Here is a 19,378-nt window from a genome sequence, read left to right on the forward strand (position 1 = left end):
TCTCCTGACTCCCGTTCCCCTCTGATTGCCCTCCTGGGAGGGGTTAGGGGTAGGTTTCTTATTCCCCTCCAGGGGGGGTTAGGGGTGGGTTTAGTTGGCTAGGTCAGGAGTGCGTCTTAATCCAATCCTCAACCACACTCAAAACTCCCTCCACCTCACCACAAACTTCTTGTTCCTGAAACCGTAAAAATCGCACTCCCAAAGACTCCAAACGCCCTTGTCTTTCTACATCTTGTTCTTGTGCTTCAGGACTATCATGGGAATAACCGTCAATCTCAATGGCCAGCATCAACTTTTTGCAATAAAAGTCAACGATAAATTGATCGATGGGACGTTGGCGATCGAAGTCATGGCCACACATTTGCTTTCCTTTAAGGTGTTTCCAAAGGGTGGCTTCTCCAGGGGTCATGTTTTTGCGGAGTTCTCTGGCTCTTTCTTTTAATATTGGATTGTAGGGAATGATTTTAACTGCCATGAGGATGATAATGGTAACGCTTTTTTGAGTGCTAGTCTAACACATTTAACCCAACCCTAGCCTAACCCACCCCTAGCCTAACCCACCCCTGGCCTAACCAAACCCCAACTAACCCACCCCTAACCCCTCCCAGGAGGGGAATAAGAGGGGAACTGGAGGGGAATAAGAGGGTTGAGCGATCGCCTGACGGTTAGACAGAGCGAGCGCCTAATTTCTTAGCTTCAGAATTAAGTGTCAGAAGTATGGGCGAATGGTATTCGCCCACTGAGCGCGATCGCCTGACGGTTAGACAGAGCGAGCGCCTAATTTCTTGGTTTCAGAATTAAGTGTCAGAAGTAGGGGCGAATGGTATTCGCCCACTGAGCGCGATCGCCTGACGGTTAGACAGAGCGAGCGCCCTCTTTCCTCACTTCAGAATTAGGTGTCATGTAGGGGCGAATGGCATTCGCCCAATATATGCCATTCGCCCACTATAGCAACGCCCTATTTGCTTACTTCAGGAAGAGGCAGAGCCTAATCCTCCTTATCCTCAGCTTTAATAATCCAATTGACGTAGATGTTTTTGGGGCGAGTCTCGCTGCCACCGACTGAACTTGTAGATAAACCATCTTCTTCCTGATACTGTCCTTGACGATTGCCGTCTGGGTTTCGCGCTTGGTGTAAATCGTTAAACTCGATTTTGTGCGAATGCTTTTTAAACGCATCCTCTTGGAACGAACCAACTTGATCACCAGTATTTCCACCTGGTGCAGATGCGGTGCGGTCCGCAGCATCGGGATCTCGTCCTGTTCCAGAATCTACACCTCGGACAAATCGACCACGCAAATCGGGAACTTTGAATAATTCAGGCCGCGAAGCTGTGCCAAAATAGGTACCAATTTTGCAATATAGAGCTTCATAATCTTTTATTGGATATTCTTCTCCGTCGCAGACTAGCCATCCTTGATTTTCTAAATCTCGTGCATCATTTCCCGTAACAACACCCCCGTAGGCACTTATTGTGCCAATAGGAACTTCTCCTGTACTATCTTTGCTGCAGTCTACTTCTATATTAGCACTAGCAGAATTAACTTCTATACCAAAGAAGAGAGTAACCGCGAGAAGTATGGCGATCGCTGCGCCAAAAATACGTTTCTTGTTCATAAAATAGATGTTCTTTAGTTTCAGTGTTTACTTGATTGTTCGATCCAATTTCCTTGGACAAGAAATAACGGTTTGATATTTCCTGTCATGGCGATCGGGTCGATCGCTTTCGATGGCGAATTTTCATAATTTCAGATTCTCCTTTGTTTAGTGAGTAGGGTGCGTTAGGCGTTTGTTTGATCGATATAAGGAAACATTTGTCTTTTTCGCCGTAACGCACCGTTATCCTTTGTTTTGCTCAGTTACGCTGTCGAAGTTCGCACCCTACTGGACCTAGGGGTGGGTTGGCTTCCCCTCCTGGGAGGGGCTAGGGGTGGGTTGGCTTCCCCTCCTGGGAGGGGCTAGGGGTGGGTTGACTTCCCCTCCTGGGAGGGGCTAGGGGTGGGTTGACTCCTCCTGAGTTAACCATTGTATAACTGTTTAACCGGACTTGATATAACGCACCGTTATCGTTTGTTTTGCTCAATTACGCTGTCGAAGTTCGCACCCTACAAGAGCGGATATCCCACTCATTAGCGTTGCCAGGGACTTACAATAGGCGAACCTCCCCAATAAGTCGGCTGAGTAATCAAAGCAAACGGTAGTCCTACACTACTTAACATAGAAGGATTAAATGCAAACTTCCCATAAAGAGATGAAGCACTAGGCCGTTGGTAGGAAACAGCACTACTTCCAACTGAACTTACCTCAGTTGAGTCTGGTAATACTTGTTCAACTCCCTTAGTTACACCTGACGATATTATCGAACCCTGAGTAGAAATAGTTCTGACTTTAGTGGGAAGCGCTGTTAGCCATCTACCCAGAAGTGAAGGGGATCTACCCTTAACTGCTCTCGATAAACTTTCTGCCCGACTTCCTAAAGTTGTAAAGGCATCGTAAGCCTCGTCTAGCATTGTTGGACTATCAAGGGGACTCCCTATATTAAATCCAGACTTACTAGCAATAGCACTTTGAGCTGCTGATCTTGCACCACCAAATCCAGCAACTCCACCTGTTATGGCACCGCCTATGCCGCCAATTAATGCTCCTTTCCAGATTGCATCAGACAAACTTCCTGCGTTTTCAACCCCGAAAGCCTCATTAATTCCAAACTGTGCCGCACCCTGGCCAACACCAACGGCAGCACCGACTGCACCACCAACTGCTACACCAGCTACAACACCAGCTACCGTTGAGCCTCCTGCGCCTACAACTGCTGCTCCGGCAGCAAAAGACGCTACACCTCCAGCGGCTGATATTGCTCCAGCTACAGCACCAACTGCTACCCCCGCCAATACATAGAGTATGCTATCCTTCAATCCTAGTCCTTCTTTAACAGCTGTATAAGTGGCAACGCCAAAACCAACTGCTGCGCCGACTGCAGCTCCAATGGCTAATGCAATTAAAAACGCAAATTTTCCATTAGGATCTATGAGCATTATCGGATTGTTACCAGCATACAAATAAGGGCTGGCAAATTGCGCCTTGGGATCTGTAGCATAAAACCTTCCTAAACGCGGATCGTAAAATCGCGCTCGATAGTTATACAGTCCTAATTCGGCATCAAATTCTTGTCCGGTATAGCGATAACTAATAATTTCTGGATTGCCGTCAGCAGTCCCTATCAAGTCTCCAAAAGGTAGATAATCAAAGGTAGCAATTACTGTTCCTGTTTCATCTACCACTACACGAGTGGAACCGAGATGATCTTTGAGTACGGTGTAAACTTTACCATCTTTAACCAGGGCGACTAATCCACCAATACCGTGAATATATTGTATGGGTTTGTCGCTGACTTCTAACAGAGGATAATCATTTAAACCATGTACATATAATTTGGTTGCGGTTTGATTTCCTGAACTATCTTCAGATGTTTTCAATACTCGCTGATTTTCTCCGTCATACTTAAAGGAAACTGATGTTGCTCCCTCAAGTTGTACCTGAGTGGTTAGCTGAGTGAATGGATCGTAATCAATGTTGGAAACTTGACGATGAGAAGCGCTTTTAACGTTCCCATTGGCGTCATAACTATAGGTTTGAGGTTCGCTGTTATTACTAACTGTGTTTACCTTATCCGTATTCTGGATATATTCATACTCATTGGTTGTATCACCCCGTTTTAAGGTTTCAATATTGCCGTTAACATCATAGGTAGTGGGTTTGCCTACTCCTAAACTTGCTTGCTCATTTTGGGAATTTTGGGCAACTTCTAATCGTCCTAATTTATCGTACTGATATTGATAGTCATAACTTGGCGGTGAATTATCCCAAGTGCCATAATTAATGCTATTTTTGGCAATATTCCCGTTGTAATATCCCGCACCTTGATAACCGTTTTCGGTATAAGCAAGGGATTGTTCCATTATTAAGGAGTTATCTGCTTTCTGATTACCAATGCTGGTTATCCAACCGGGAGAGTTATAGTTCAGACTATTTTGTATTCCCTGATTATTTAGGTTTGCGGTTTTGAGACTGCTATCAGCATTGTAACTATAAGTGGCAAACCTTTGGGGATTTTCTGGTGTTCCTATGGCAATAGTTTCTCCTAAGCTGTTATACCTGTAAACTACTTCAGGAATATTGTTAGTATTATCGGGATACTGAATCTTGATGACATTTCCGAGATTGTCGTATTCGTAACTAACGGTTTGCGCTGCATATCCAGTAACTGTGAGAGTTTTGCTTGTTACATTACCAAATTGATCGTAATCATAGATTTCTTCGACGTCGGTGTTACCATCTCCTTGATTACTACTCAATATTTTCCACAAACGACCTATTATATAAGGATTTGAACCATCTCCATCAAAAATATACCGTTTACGCCAAGATGTTTGTTCGGGATAGTTGGGATCGGTATCAGCTTTTTCCTGTAGTTCGGTTCCATCACCCCAGTCTCCGGGAAACCAACCTTCCTCAGTTAAACGTCCTACAAGATCATACTTTTTATAGAAGATTATCTGAGATGTTAACGCTACTGCATCTACCATAAACCGAGGATTACCTGCGCGATCGTAGATATATTTGGTTGTACCGGAATCTGGGTTGGTTTGACTAATCATTTGTCCGAGGAAATCGTACTGCATTGTGATTTCCCAAGCGTCGGGTTGTGAATCTTCGGGAGGTACAAACTGATTAGGAAGTAAGACTTTAACTACATTTCCTGCATCATCATAAACAGTTCGAGTGGTTTGATAAACATCGCTTCCGGATTCAATGGGACCTGCTTTTTTGGCTAAAGTACGTCCTTGTTTATCTGTGAGAGTATAAACAGGTGTTCCGTCTGCATCTGTTAGTTTTTCGACTAAATATTCTCCTGATGGATAAGAATCTTCTGCAAAAAATCCTTGTGTATTTGTGCCATATTCTCTGCTGACAATATGGGTGTTACCATTGCCGATAGCAAATGCTTTCCCTGGTATTCCTTGCTGCATCGGACGATTCAATGGTGATGCTTCATATACTGTTCTGCTGTAAGGATAACTTTCATCTTCGGGGTAATAATTGGCAATTTCTCCTGTTAATTCTCCGGATTCCCAATTGATACTTTCAATGAATGATGTTCGATAACCGAAGAAGGTATTATCAAATTTTGCTGCTTTAGTAGCGATCGCCTGACGACTTAAGATGTCATAAACGATTTCTGTTACTAGACAGTTGCTTCCTTCTAATGCTTGAGTTTGTTTTTCTTTTCCAGCACCATCACTATAGGTAATTCCAATTTGAGGATTTTTAAAGGTGACGATATTAGAAAAAGCTACTTCATCAGCAGTAAATATTTCTAGCGCACCGGAAATATCATCTTCTATAGTTTGGGCAAATATTTGTTTACCGTCAGCATAGAATAAAACGGTATTATTGGCAGCGACTAATAACCATTCATGGGGAATGGAACCTGTATTAGCAACTTCGGAAGGTGTACCATTGAGGGTTAGAGTCCAACCTTGATTTTGTGTCCAAGTTACAATTAAGCGATCGCTAATACGAATACCTAATGGTTGTTCTGGTGTCTGTCTAGGATGAACTGATAACCTGACTCCATAGTTACTAAAGGATGCTGTAGATTGATAAGTAATGGTATCTAAGGTATTTCCTTTATGAACCAAAGCATTATTTTCTACCTCCCAATTATTCTCCTCCTGTTCCCTTCCTGTTCCCCTCCTGGGAGGGGTTAGGGGTGGGTTAAGTTGGGGGTTGGTTGGGTTAGGGTTGGGTTTCTTATTCCCCTCCTGGGAGGGGCTAGGGGTGGGTTTCTTATTCCCCTCCAGTTCCCCTCCAGTTCCCCTCATGTTCCCCTCCTGGGAGGGGCTAGGGGTGGGTTTCTTATTCCCCTCCTGGGAGGGGTTAGGGGTGGGTTGCCAATCTTCTCGCCATTGTTCACCATTAATAAAATTAGCATAGACACCTCCTGCTGCTGCACCAATAGTCAGAACACTATTAGGTTTCCCCTGAGAAAAGACATAACTTCCATTATCATTTTCTTGTCGAGTCAAATAAGATGTCGTAACTGCATTAACTGTTTCAGCAATGCCAATTTCTGCTACTTTTCGTTGGAAAGAGTCATAGAAGTTACGGATAGTATCGCCACTATTTCCAAGTTGTGCGCTGAGAATTTTGTACTTAGGTTCATAGACATTTCCTTGGAAACTACCGATCAAAGGAATAAAGCAAATATCATCAATTAAAAGAGATTTTGATGTTTTTTGATTGGATATTTCTAATCCTAAACTTGTTCCTTGAATTTGATTAGGATTAATTACATACTGCCAATATTTCCACTCGCTGTCTGTTGCTTCAATGTCTACAACAACAGGATTTCCTACAGGTTCATTGTTGCTATAAAATTGTAGTTTTACTTCAGCTTTACCACCATCTGTTTCAAAACCTGTTTCTGTTTTAAACCAAGCAGAAATAATATAACTTTGCTGAGTATTTGTTATTGTCAGATGTGTTTTTTTAGAGAGAGTAATATTAGGATTAAGTCCTAAACTAGAAACTCCTGTATGAGCATCTCCTGTGACAATTAAATCAGTTAAATTACCCTGATTTACACTCCAATCACTGAGATTTTCGTAAGCTTCAAAACCTGTATAAGTTGCTTCTTGAATAGTGGCATTGGCAAACTGAGCAATAGGATAAAATTGGTGCTTATCTAAAATAATAGAACTGTGAATTCCATTCACATCAATTACATCTTGTTCTACTCCATTAGAAGCACGAGAAATAACTTCTGAAATTTTTAACCAATCTGTTTTATTCGGTTCATTTTGATTATTCCATTCGTCAAAAACAGCACTTTCATTAAGTCCTTGATAACTTCTAAATGAACCCCATTTTTCCTCTCCCCAATCTTTCCAAGTATAAACAGCGATCGCTGTTATTTTATCGTTAGTTTTGTTAATGGTTTGTACAACAGGACTCAAGATATTTTGTTGTCTCAATCCATCATATTTTTCCCAACCATAAACAGAAGTTTGTGTCAGTATTTCCTCTTCACCTAGACTATTATAATTCTTAGTTTTCTCTGTTTTTAAGAATCCCGTTGCTGAGTCATATTCATATTCAACCTGTTGTTTAACTCCCACATAAGAAGCATTTCCATTAGAGTCTGTACTGCTAATTTCTTTACCATAGATAATACTTTCCTCTCCTTTTTGTTGGGCATAAAACCCGTATAAATTAATGTACCTTGACTCTCCTAATAGCTGTCTTCGGGTTATTACTTCATATTCAACAGTTTGAGAACTTAGCTCATCACCTGTGGAATTATAGACTTTTTGTTGATGCAGATAACCATGCAATAAACTATAGTAATATTCAGAATTTCCTTGAAAATCGTCTTCCTTGAATCCTAAAACTGCTCTTGAAAGTCCATTAAAGAAATTATATTCAGTCTTTCCAAAAGGAGTTAATTGTGAATTTTCACTACCTTGAATTACCGTAATCTGAGAATATTCAGTAACAATTCCTTGAGCGCTAATAACTATCTTACTTGTATCGTAATCATAGTTAGTCTGAACTTCTTGATATCCATCATTAATAGTTACTTCAACAACCGGAAAAGCAGTAACTTTGCCTTGAATTGATTGATTAGAAACATAATATAAATTCAAGCTAGAAGCTTGCTCAAAATCATCACTTCTGTAAGTAACAAAAGCATTAAATCCTGCTAATATTGTTCCAGATTTACCCTTACTATTTTCGTCATCGACATAAATTCTTTCCCCCGTAAGATATTTAGTATCAACAACCTTGCCATTTTTTAACAACAATATCTGAGTGTCTCCATTATCCATCTCATAAGCGATATAAGAAGGTGCGCGGTTAATGATACTTTCAGGTTTAATTCCTGATAGAATTGATTGTCGATCTTTATTTAGTGTTCCTTGATTATCCTTGTAAAAGATACCATTTCCAATGGTTACAAAATCACCATTGACAGTTGGTTGATACTCATCTCTTGACCAAGAACCATTTATAATAGGATATTCCCACCGATTATTGTACGGATTATAAGCTTTTATATCAGTAGAATTAGAATTTGAGGCGATCGCTAAATCCGAACCATAACCAAATTTAATTACTTCATCCCCACTACTAGAAACATTCAGATTACTATCTATCCAATCACTACCATCGTATCGCCAGAGATTACCAATATTTGCCACTAAACTACCTGTAGTAATAGAAGAGAAAAAAGGTTCTTCTGTCTCTTGAGATACATTGTAATCCTTAGTTAAAGGGGAATCTATATTAAACTCAGCATCCCATCTATAAATTTGTACTTGATAATCAACATTTGTATCAAGTTTTTTGATAAAAGTTACCGTGGCAGAACTATTACCTAAACTCAAATTAAAATAAGGATTATCATCATCATCTTTTTCAACTGAACTGATAGTAGCAATTTCTTTTCTTGTCCAATATTCGTAAATTTCATCTAGGTAATACAACACCAGTTCACAACGTTTAGCAACAGCATCATAGATACCAATAGTGAAATAATTACCAAAAGCATCTAAAACATAATTACCTTGACTTATAGTTATACTTTTATCCTCCCATCTTTTTAACTGCTGATTCCAAACATATCGGCCTAATTGTGTCGTATCAGAAGAGCAGAAAACTACAAAATTATTGCCAACAGCAAGGTGTGTTTGAACATCACTTCCAGCTAAATCCAAAAAGTAATTTTCATAACTCCATCTTCCGAAACGCCCCATATCTTGATGAAATAAATAAACATTCATCAAATCTTGATTTGTTTGCTTAAAACTTAGTGCAAAAAAATCTGCTTGAGTTACTACCTGCAAACTATCAATATCTAGCTTAAAATTAAACCCTCCTGAGCTTGGTTTATCGACTATCCAGTTACCATTCCAACTATAGATTTCGAGACTTAAATTTCCCCGACTATCATCATAATAAGTAACCACAACATAATCACCACCAAACCAAACACGAGGAACACCTTCACCATAAATAGTAGTTTTTCGCTCAGTCCCAATTAGATCCTTTTTTTCATAATTAAAAGTAGCTATACCACCAGCAGGATAAGTAATATGCTTTAAAACTCCACGATGGATATTGTTATTTATTTCCTGGGTTTCATATTCAAATTTATAACCCGGTAAAGACTCTCCCTCTGGATTTTTCTGAGTTATTCTTGTGAGATAACGTTTATAGAAATCTGGGTCATTAAAATCATTCAAAGAAACATTATTAAATTCATAATCAAACTGAAGAGAAAATAATAGTGAATTAGATTCTTCTTTCACTTCAATAGAGCTAAGAAACCTTGTTTCATATCTATCCTGATAAGCATAAACATTTCCGCTAGGTTCATGGGGAGCTTGATATTCTCTTATTTGGTTATCATACTGTTTCTTTTCATAGTTAAAAGTAATAGTACGTCCATCTAAAGCAGTAATTTTTGTTAAGTAAGGAGCTTGGGTATATTTATAACCGCCACTGCCAATTTCTTTGGCATCAACTTCTTCATAGCTAAAAGTAACTTTTTCACCCCAAATATTTTGGATTTCTGCTAAATTCCAACCTAGGGCAAAAGGTTCTTGTCCTGATATATTCGTAGTGCTATCAATCCAGTTACCATTCCTGCCACTCCATTTGATACCCCATTGAATATATTTATTTTCTGGTAAATTATCTGTCTTCCCACCATAAATTTGCTTGATTCCATTTTCCTTAATAATCACCCATTTTTCTTCATTTCGGTAATAGCGAATATCCCAAGGTTTATAATCTTCTGTCTCAAAATTCCATGCACCATCTTGAGTTACTCCATTTTGATATAGCCGATTAGCCGAACCACCAGAAACAAGATAATATCGATTATCATAAATAGAACCTGTATTTCTGTTATCAATAGCAATCATTTCATAAGGCATACTCCATCCTAATCCGAGAATACCCGTCGGTGCTTCCAAATTCCAAGTGTCCACGAGATTTTGAATATTACTCTGGTAGATGATGACGACTTTCACATCTAGATCCCCTCTGCCCGGAAGAGATATTAATTCTAAAGGAAGGTTAACATCACCTCGAAAGAGATTAACTGCATTAGGAATATTTCCGATACCTCCCCCATCCATCTGAAACGTTTGGATAGCAGGTAGTTGAGATAAAGTGCTTGGAGAATAATTGTTAGAAACCATAATATACTTTGTAAGGGCAAGAAGCGGAGGACATTGAACTTAAGAATCTTTAGGTATAGACTTGGGAAATCAGCTTTGTCCAAAGTCCAATGTAAATATCAAGTTCAGCTCATCAACAAACTAAAAACTAATATATCATTACAAACGCCTCCAAATAATTAAAAATAACTGATAACTGAAATGACTATTACTTATACATTTTTGGGTAAAGGTGGCACGGGTAAAACAACTATTGCATTTGCCACTGCCAAACTATACGCTAGCCAAGGTAAGCGAGTTTTATTTGTAGGACAAGAACCAACTCCAACATTATCCTTGCTATTAGGTGCTAATATTGGCCCAGAACCTACAGAAATAGATTCTAATCTCAAAGCAGTCAATATTCAGGCAGCAAGTTTACTAGAAAGTGGTTGGGAAGAACTGAAGAAGCTAGAAAAGGAATACATCCGTACACCCTTCTTTAAAAATGTTTATGGTCAAGAACTGGGAGTATTACCAGGAGTAGAAGGAATCCTGACTATTAATACTATGCGCGGATATAGTGCCAGTGGGCAATACGATCTAATTATTTACGATGGCACCGGAGATAAAGAGACTTTACGACTTTTGGGTTCTGCGGAAACAATGAGTTGGTATGTTCGGCGCTTTCGTCAAGTAATTCTCGACTCAGATCTATACAAAGCTATGTCTCCGTTTGTTCAACCTGTTAGTAGCGCTATTCTCAATGTTGACTGGACAGGTGATAACTTTTCTCAACCCACTCAACAAGCAAATAAAATTTTGGATAATGCCAAAGCGGCCATCGCCGATCCAAATCAGGTAGCGGCATTTTTGGTTACGACAAATGATCAGGCAGCGATCGCCACAGCACGCTATTTATGGGGGAGTTCTCAACAAGTTAATCTTACTGTAGGGGGAGTAATTCTCAATCAAGCGGATTTAGCGGATAATGTTACTGATGAATTTGCACCATTATCCGTAACTCCGATTCCCCGTCGTTCTAATGAAGATTGGCAACCTCTAATGGATGCTCTGCCAGATTTTAGTCAAGCAGTTAAGGCTCCGAAACCGATTATCATAGATATTCAAAAAAGTCAAGTAAGTTTATTTTTGCCTGGTTTTGATAAAAAGGAAATTGGGCTTACTCAATATGGGCCTGAAGTAACAATTGAAGCGGGAGACCAGAGAAGGAATATTTTCCTTCCTCCTCCTCTGAGCGGAAAACCTGTGACTGGTGCAAAATTTCAAGATGGTTATTTGATTATTTCTTTTTAATTAGGGAGTAGGGAGTAGGGAGTAGGGAGTAGGGAAGATGGGGAGTAGGAAAAAAGTTGAAACAGTCCAGTAGTAGACTGACACGCCTAAAAATGTAGGTTGGGTTGAACGGCAGTGTTAGCGCAGCTTCCCGAAGGGAAACCCAACAAAACCTTACTAATGTTGGGTTTATCCTAACGGATAAGCTCCGAAGATCGTCCCTCAACCCAACCTACACTTATTGCACCATTTTAGCTGTGTCAGTCCAGTAGTGGACTGTTTCATCTAAAATGGTGCATTAGATTTAATTCAAAAGTCATGCCTTTAAAAGTAAGAATTTTCAAGTTAAAAGCGCTCTGCACAGTTTGAGCTGTGCATCCATCTGTGCATCCGTGGCCAAATCCGTGTCTGGCCCTGACTTCTCTAAAGCACCATTTTAGCTGTGTCAGTCCAGTAGGGTGCGTTAGCGTTTGCGCAGCATTCCGCAGGAAAGCGTAACGCACCGAAGTATTTAGTATTTAGGAGAGCTAGGTGCGTTACATTTCATTAACGCACCCTACTAGATTACTAGATCTAAAAGTAATAGCTAATACCTGAATGCTTAATATAAATTACTTTTACTAATCAAAATAATCACATTAAAAATGACTAATCAAGAACAAAAAACAGAACAAGAAAAAGTTGAAAAAAGCACTGGTAAAGCCAGACAATTGTTAGGAATGAAAGGTGCTACAGGTGGAGAAACTAATATTTGGAAAATCCGTTTGCAATTAATGAAACCCATAACTTGGATTCCTTTAATATGGGGAGTAGTTTGTGGAGCTGCATCTTCAGGAAATTATAGTTGGAATCTAGAAAATGTGTTGATGTCTGCTGCTTGTATGTTATTAGCAGGACCTTTGATGACTGGTTATACACAAACTTTAAATGATTTTTATGACCGGGAAATAGATGCTATTAATGAACCTTATCGACCTATTCCTTCTGGAGCAATTTCTATTCCTCAAGTTGTGACTCAAATTGTTTTTTTGTTGTTAGCAGGAGTTTGTTTATCGTATTTCCTAGATTTGTCTGCTGGTCACGATTTTCCAATTATTACTATGCTTTGTTTATTTGGTGCATTTATAGCTTATATTTATTCGGCACCTCCACTGAAGTTAAAACAAAATGGTTGGCTGGGAAATTATGCTTTAGGTTCTAGTTATATTGCTTTGCCTTGGTGGACTGGTCATGCTTTATTTGGAGAGTTAAATTTAACAATCGTAATTCTGACTTTGTTTTATAGTTTTGCTGGATTAGGAATTGCCGTAGTTAATGATTTTAAGAGTGTGGAAGGAGATGAAAAGTTGGGTTTAAAATCATTACCAGTTATGTTTGGCATTGGTACTGCGGCTTGGATTTGTGTATTAATGATTGATATTTTTCAAGCTGGAGTAGCGGCTTATTTAATTAGTATTAAAGAGAATTTGTATGCTGTAATTTTGCTATTGATGGTAATTCCTCAGATTACTTTTCAGGATATGTATTTTCTCAGAAATCCTCTAGAAAATGATGTGAAATATCAAGCAAGTGCCCAACCTTTTTTAGTATTAGGAATGTTAATTACTGGTTTAGCTTTAGGTCATGCAGGAGTTTAATTCAGTTATCAGTTATTAATAAGGAAGAAGGAAGAAGGTTAAAAATTTTCTAATGTTGATATTATTAATTTGAACTGGAACCCGCTCCTACTATTAGACTTTTCCAATAAGAAGAAAGAAGGCTAAAAATTTTCTAATGTAGGGACGTTGCAGACAAAGTCTCTACTTTTCTTAACTTTCAAAAGACAGAATAAATTAGATTTCATCCAATGACAAAAAAAACAAAAAAAGTCGATATTAGTAGTAAACGTCTAATTGGAATTGCCCCCAGTCGTTGGGTAGAATGGGTCATTTCAGTTATCAGTTATCAGTTATCAGTTATCAGTTTTTTATCACCTTAAAAGAGTCAGCTTCAGACCCAGTTTTAATGAATTAAGCAAGCATTCGCTTGATTTTTACTACATTTTCGACTAGAGAATTGAAACACAATAAGAACGAGTTTGAGTTGCTAATTTAAGGTAATGAAGCTGATAGCTGATAGCTGACTGCTGAATGCTTACTACAAAAATGCCACGTCGGATGCGTGCTTATGCCGCATTAGCAGAAGAAAAGTACAAAAAACCTGTTTATCCGGTATTAATAAATATCCTCGAACCAAGCACACCCACAGAAATAGTCAATTGTTATGAATCAGAATTTTTGAATCTCAGAGCATATCAAGACTATCGAGTTATTAACCTGTGGGAAATAGAAGCACAAACAGTTTTTCAACAACCTCTTCCTTCTCTACTTCCTTTTGTTCCTATTCTTAAAGGTGGAGGAGAAGAAGCAACTGTTAGACAAGCATTACAACTTTTACGGGAGGATGAACAACTTTTAGAATTAGAAAATTTACTAGCATTTTTTGCTACCTTTGTATTAAAGACTGAAATAGTACAACAAATAATGAGGTGGGATATGGCAGTTTTGCAACAATCTCCCTGGTATCAACAAATTTTACAAGAGGGAGTAGTATTCAATAATTAATAATTAATAATTAATAATTAATAATTAATTATTAACAGTTACCTCTCCTTGAAAAGAAGAGGATTAACGCTTAAGGAAAATTTTTTCTCCTTTAAAGGAGAAATTTTAAACCTTAATTATTCGGTAAAAATTGCTTAATTTTTCTGCTTCGATGAGGGGTTCAGTTCTCAGAGATTACTTTTAACTTTTAACTTTTAACTTTTGACTTTTGACTTGATTTTAGATGTTGGTCTACAACAATAATGTACTCAGTAATTTTAGTTAGCCTCCTGTCGGAGGAACTGCGTTAACAGTTATCAGAAATTACTTTTGACTTTTGAATTTTGACTTTTGAATTTTAATTGATGTGATGATAAAAGCTAATACAATTGACAAAACTAATACTCAGATTGAGCCAGAAAAATCAGAGGAAAAAGTAGAATCCCAGAATTTATACCTGCGCCTATCTAGCTATGGTTTACCACATAAAACACCATTTTTATTAGGCATATTATTAACAATTTTTGGCTCGTTTATTACTTTCTTTGTCCCCCAAATTAATCGCTATGTTATTGATGTAATTATTCCCGCAAAACAATTTAATATGCTCCCTTGGGTAGCAGCACTTATCCTGTTAATAAGTTTTGCAGGAAGTATCTTGTCTTTTTTGCAATTGTATACCATAAAAATATTTGGAGAAAATACAATTAAAAGTATTCGTATAGAGCTATATCAACATCTTCAATTCTTATCTATTAATTTTTTTGAAAATCAACGTACTGGTGAATTAATATTACGATTGGGAAGAGATGTAGAAATAGTCGGGCAATTACTTAATTCTAATTTAATCGCCATTCTAATTGATAGTTTTGCTTTTATTGTCGTTTTTATTTATCTATTAATCAGTAATTGGCTTCTGGCAATAGCGATCGCCCTGACTTGGCCTTTAATTATTTATCTTTTACAGTTTACTCAGAAAAGACTCAAAAAAATATTCCAAGATACGAATCGAGCAAGAGAGATAATTAGCAATCATTTACAAGACACTATATCGAATATTACAATCATTAAATCTTTTGGTAACGAGCAGTATGAAATTGACCGATTTAGTGAATTTAGTCAGAATTATATGGATAAAAACCTTCAGGCAACTCGGTTTTTAGCTATATCTACACCAATAATTAATACCCTGAATAAACTAGGTAATGTAATTGCATTAGTTTTTGCTTCTTGGGGAGTAATGGTTGGTAGTTTGACTGTTGGAGAATTAACAGCTATTTTGACTTATGTCACCCTCCTAAATAAACCAATTAGTCGGTTTAATGGGTTAATAGGTATGATTCAAAAAGCAACGGTATCAGCTCAAAATATTTTTTCAGTTCTAGATACTAAACTGGAAGTTATTGATAAGGAAAATGCGATTAATTTAACTTCTGTTCAGGGTAATATAAAATTTGAAGAAGTGGGATTTGGTTATCAAGATAGGGAGTTAGTTATTGAGGATTTAAACTTAGATATTAAACCAGGAACTTCAGTAGCTTTAGTTGGTTCTTCTGGTGCTGGAAAAAGTACAATTGCTAAAATAGCAGCACGTTTTTATGACCCTAAAAATGGGCGCATTTTGATTGATGGAAATGACTTAAGAGATGTAAGTTTAAACTCATTGCGATCGCATATTGGCATTGTTCCTCAAGAGACTTTACTGCTCTACGGTACGATACGAGATAATATTATTTACGGCAAGCTAGATGCGACAGATGAAGAAATTGAAGCAGCAGCAAAAGCCGCCAATGCTCATAACTTTATTATGAGTTTTCCTGATGGTTATAACTCTATTATTGGTGAGCAAGGAGTGAAACTATCAGGAGGACAAAGACAAAGAATAGCGATCGCCCGAGTTTTGCTAAAAAATCCCCAAATTGTCATTTTAGATGAAGCAACTTCAGCTTTAGATTCTGAGTCAGAAAAATTAATTCAAGAGTCTATAAAGAATCTTTTTCAAGGACGTACTAGCTTAGTTATTGCTCATCGACTTTCAACTATTTGTGATGTTGATTTAATTGTAGTTCTGGAAGAAGGTAAAATTGTGGAAATGGGAACTCATGCAGAATTAATTGCTAAAGAGGGGAGATATGCTTATCTCTACGGACTACAATTATCTGAAAATAAGTAAGCAGTCATCAGTTATCAGCTTTATTACCTTTAAAGGAGAAAAAAGCAATAGCTGAATGCCTACTAATGCTGCTTTTAATGATTTATTAAAATTAATTCAAGTCGAATATATAATGTACGACCAGATTTTAGACTTAGATTGTCCATTTTCTTTTGAGCGCTTGTATAGTCATCCTGGCTCTCTTATTCCCTATGAACAGGGTGGTACTCGCAAACAAATTGCAATTATTGGTGGAGGAATTGCGGGACTTGTTAGTGCTTACGAACTAAGTCAACTCAACCATAAAGTTACTTTATTAGAGGCTAATTCTCGTTTGGGAGGAAGGATTAAAACTCATTATTTTAGTGATGGAACTTATGGAGAATTAGGTGCAATGCGGATTCCTGCAAGTCATGGTTGCAGTTTACATTATATAGATAAGTTTAAGTTACCAAAAAGACCTTTTATTAATTACAATCCCGCAACTTTTTATTATCTCAGGGGAAAGAAAACTCGTTTAGATAGTTACCAAGAACTGTTTTCTGTTTATAATTTAACCCCTGATGAAAAAGAAGACCCTGGGGTAATTTACGATCGCTTATTGTCAGAGTTAATTAATACTTTCTCCGAACAGGAGAAATGGGAATTATTTGCGCCAACTTTTACCAGCGATAAAGTTAGAAAATACGATAATTTAACAGTCACCGACTTTTTTCAAAACCATCTTTCTCCCGATGCTTTTCAATTACTAGGTCATGCTACTGGAGCAATCCATTATGAAAAAGTTTCTCTATTAAATGGTTTAATTGACTTCTTTGCTTGGCATCAAGTTGAACAATATGAGTTAATTGGAGGGATGGATATTTTAATTAAAGCTTTCGTTAAAAGAATATCAGGAACAATCCAGACTGAAGCCAAAGTAACAAATATAGCAATCACAGATAAAGGGGTTCGAGTTGACTGGAATAAGTTGGATAAGCAACATAATGCAGAATTTGACTATATTATTTGTACTGTTCCAACTACTGCTTTAGCTCGGATTAATTTTAACCCTATCTTGCCTAGTAAACAACAGGAAGCTATTAATAATTTAGGTTATTGTAGTTCTAGTAAAACTCTATTACACTGTACCGCTCGTCCTTGGGAATTTGCTGAAAATATTTATGGTGGGGGCAGTTTTACCGACTTAAATATTGAAAAGTGTCGGTATCCTTGCGATAATGCTCAATTAGATACAAATAACTTTTCTCAACCTCATTTTGTGGCTAAAAATAAAGATATTTCCTATCAGCCATCTGTATTAACTGCTGCTTATCGTTGGGAAGATAATTCTAGAAAGTTTGTTACTTTAGATGAGTCAAATAAAACAGATTTAACCTTAGAAGAAATTTCCCAAATACATCCTAATATTAAACAATATACTGATGATGTTGTTCATAGTATTTGGGATGAAGATAATAATCCGGGTTCAGGTTCTTATGCCTATTTTGCCCCTGGCGATCGGGAAAAATATCAACCTTTTCTTGGTCAACCTTATCCTATAAATAATCCCCGTGTATTCTTTGCCGGGGAACATTTAGGTATTAATCATGCTTCAATTCAAGGGGCAATTCAAACAGCGGTTTCAGCAGTTATTGATTCAATTGCCTGAGTTGTTGTTCAGATAGCCCAGTTACCCAGGCAATCTATGCCATTTCATTCCTTCTTGGAGTAGATTCAAAGCACGGGATAATACTTGAGATTCTGCCTTTTGGGCTCATTGTAGTCCAATATCGGGAATCTCTTGAGGTAGGGCGAGTAACTCTCCTTCTTATAAGGTTGCCCAGCGCAACCAAGTGGCATTAACTTCTTTGCAACTGCCCTGCCAACGCACCAATACCAAACCTAATGCTTAGCTCACCCTTTGACCCCGATTATTGAGGGGAATAGGTTGATTTAATTACGCTCAAGAGGTTTCCCAGGCTAAAACGAAATTTTTCCGGTCTTATTTAATTTGTGTTCCTTAAATAACACTAATCAAATTACATTATGGTTATCGCCCACAAGTCTGTTTGCTAAATCACTCCTAATTGCTTGTCCCTCAGATAGGCAGGAATTTTTGTACTTTTGATATCTTGTGTGAAATCATCTAGCCATTCCATTCTCGGATTATCAGCAGCCAAAAACCAAACTGTATTGTCATCAATGTAAGGTTTCTCCTTGGAACGATAAGCAATTAGTAAGGCAATTCTGGAGCCACTCTCAATTGGTCGTGTTCTGTGCAATGTACGCGTGAATTGGCCAAAAACTGAGTATTCAAGGCGTGGTTTAACAGTAAGTAGTTTTTCTTCTGGGATTTTGCCGTTCTTAACAAGCTCCATGCGTCCTTCATCTTCAGAACCTTTATAAATCTGCATCTCGCCACCAACAACATCGCTTAGTTCGAGATTGATGATTTCTAGTGAAGGTACAGCATCAGAATGCCAGAACAAGCTCCCATCATTGGGATTCATAAAATGAATGAAACAGCGTGCGATAGATAGTGGATAAACCTCTAAACTATTTCCGACAAATGACTCAAGGCGAGCGATACGTTCTTTATCTTCTAAGAGCTCGTTGATTTCTATAATATGTTTATGAGGTTCACGAATATAGCTACTGCTCAAGCAGCTTGGACTCGACAAACTGTTTTTAAGTGCGATCGCTTTCCTTCGTATAGTGTCTAAAAGAGCTTGATCATAATTATTCTGGAACTGAACCATTCCTAGATCGGAAAATTTCCAAAAACTCGGACCAATAAGTTCTTCACGTGTGTAATGATGAATGATATTCATAGCTATTTTTGAATTTTTCAAGTACAAAGTTATTTGCATTCATTGTCTCTATACTAAAATAATATAGAGATTATAAAGTTTGAAGTTTGATGATGAGCTTAAACTATTTGTTATAAGCCTTAACAAATACCAAAGGTAATGCCTAGCTCTCTAAGCCATCGACGATAAGCAACTGAACAACGATCGCTAGGGACATGGGTTTCAAAAGGGATTGCTCCCTTTGGATTATTTCCAGAAAGTAAAGGCAAACGTGCTGGACATTGCGACTCTACCATTGGTGCATCCTCACTATACAATTTGTCTTG

The 19,378-nt window shown here is 37.9% G+C and carries 10 protein-coding genes and 1 pseudogene; 6 read left to right on the forward strand and 5 right to left on the reverse strand.

The annotated features are described in order from the left end of the window. Positions 1–103: 103 nt before the first annotated feature. The 3 genes from F6K54_RS20840 to F6K54_RS20850 all read right to left on the reverse strand — a co-directional run bounded on the left by F6K54_RS20840 (position 104) and on the right by F6K54_RS20850 (position 10,272). Entirely contained in the window at positions 104–475 is a 372-nt protein-coding gene (locus F6K54_RS20840) for an endonuclease domain-containing protein (protein ID WP_293081353.1), read from the reverse strand. Positions 476–988: 513 nt separating this feature from the next. Beyond that, positions 989–1,618, reverse strand: a complete 630-nt coding sequence (locus tag F6K54_RS20845; protein WP_293081356.1) for a phage tail protein — start codon at positions 1,616–1,618, stop codon at positions 989–991. A 512-nt stretch (positions 1,619–2,130) separates the two neighbouring features. Further along, the gene (locus tag F6K54_RS20850) at positions 2,131–10,272 is read right to left on the reverse strand and encodes an RHS repeat domain-containing protein (RefSeq protein WP_293081359.1); all 8,142 of its coding nucleotides are present in this window, start codon (positions 10,270–10,272) and stop codon (positions 2,131–2,133) included. A 180-nt stretch (positions 10,273–10,452) separates the two neighbouring features. Between F6K54_RS20850 and F6K54_RS20855 the strand changes: the two genes are divergently transcribed. The 6 genes from F6K54_RS20855 to F6K54_RS20880 all read left to right on the forward strand — a co-directional run bounded on the left by F6K54_RS20855 (position 10,453) and on the right by F6K54_RS20880 (position 17,911). Then, positions 10,453–11,547 carry an ArsA family ATPase gene (locus tag F6K54_RS20855; RefSeq protein ID WP_293081361.1) on the forward strand — a complete coding sequence of 365 codons (1,095 nt, stop codon included), beginning with the start codon at positions 10,453–10,455 and terminating at the stop codon, positions 11,545–11,547. A 623-nt stretch (positions 11,548–12,170) separates the two neighbouring features. Next, positions 12,171–13,163 carry a chlorophyll synthase ChlG gene (gene chlG / locus F6K54_RS20860; protein ID WP_293081364.1) on the forward strand — a complete coding sequence of 331 codons (993 nt, stop codon included), beginning with the start codon at positions 12,171–12,173 and terminating at the stop codon, positions 13,161–13,163. A gap of 209 nt (positions 13,164–13,372) precedes the next feature. Further along, positions 13,373–13,504, forward strand: a complete 132-nt coding sequence (locus tag F6K54_RS20865; protein WP_293081367.1) for a hypothetical protein — start codon at positions 13,373–13,375, stop codon at positions 13,502–13,504. A gap of 151 nt (positions 13,505–13,655) precedes the next feature. After that, positions 13,656–14,129 (forward strand): hypothetical protein, encoded by a 474-nt coding sequence (locus F6K54_RS20870; RefSeq protein WP_293081369.1) that lies wholly within the window; start codon positions 13,656–13,658, stop codon positions 14,127–14,129. A gap of 349 nt (positions 14,130–14,478) precedes the next feature. Beyond that, the gene (locus tag F6K54_RS20875) at positions 14,479–16,281 is read left to right on the forward strand and encodes an ABC transporter ATP-binding protein (RefSeq protein ID WP_293081371.1); all 1,803 of its coding nucleotides are present in this window, start codon (positions 14,479–14,481) and stop codon (positions 16,279–16,281) included. A gap of 55 nt (positions 16,282–16,336) precedes the next feature. Beyond that, entirely contained in the window at positions 16,337–17,911 is a 1,575-nt protein-coding gene (locus tag F6K54_RS20880) for an NAD(P)/FAD-dependent oxidoreductase (protein ID WP_293081374.1), read from the forward strand. Between the two features lie 403 nt (positions 17,912–18,314). Here F6K54_RS20880 and F6K54_RS20885 read toward each other — a convergent pair whose 3' ends face one another. Together F6K54_RS20885 and F6K54_RS20890 are read right to left on the reverse strand one after the other, a co-directional pair. Beyond that, on the reverse strand, positions 18,315–19,073 hold the full coding sequence (locus F6K54_RS20885) for a hypothetical protein (RefSeq protein WP_293081377.1): 759 nt from the start codon (positions 19,071–19,073) through the stop codon (positions 18,315–18,317). Positions 19,074–19,192: 119 nt separating this feature from the next. Then, positions 19,193–19,378: pseudogene (locus F6K54_RS20890) on the reverse strand (hypothetical protein); the annotation flags it as partial.

This window comes from Okeania sp. SIO3B5, assembly GCF_010692555.1.
Taxonomy (GTDB): domain Bacteria; phylum Cyanobacteriota; class Cyanobacteriia; order Cyanobacteriales; family Microcoleaceae; genus Okeania.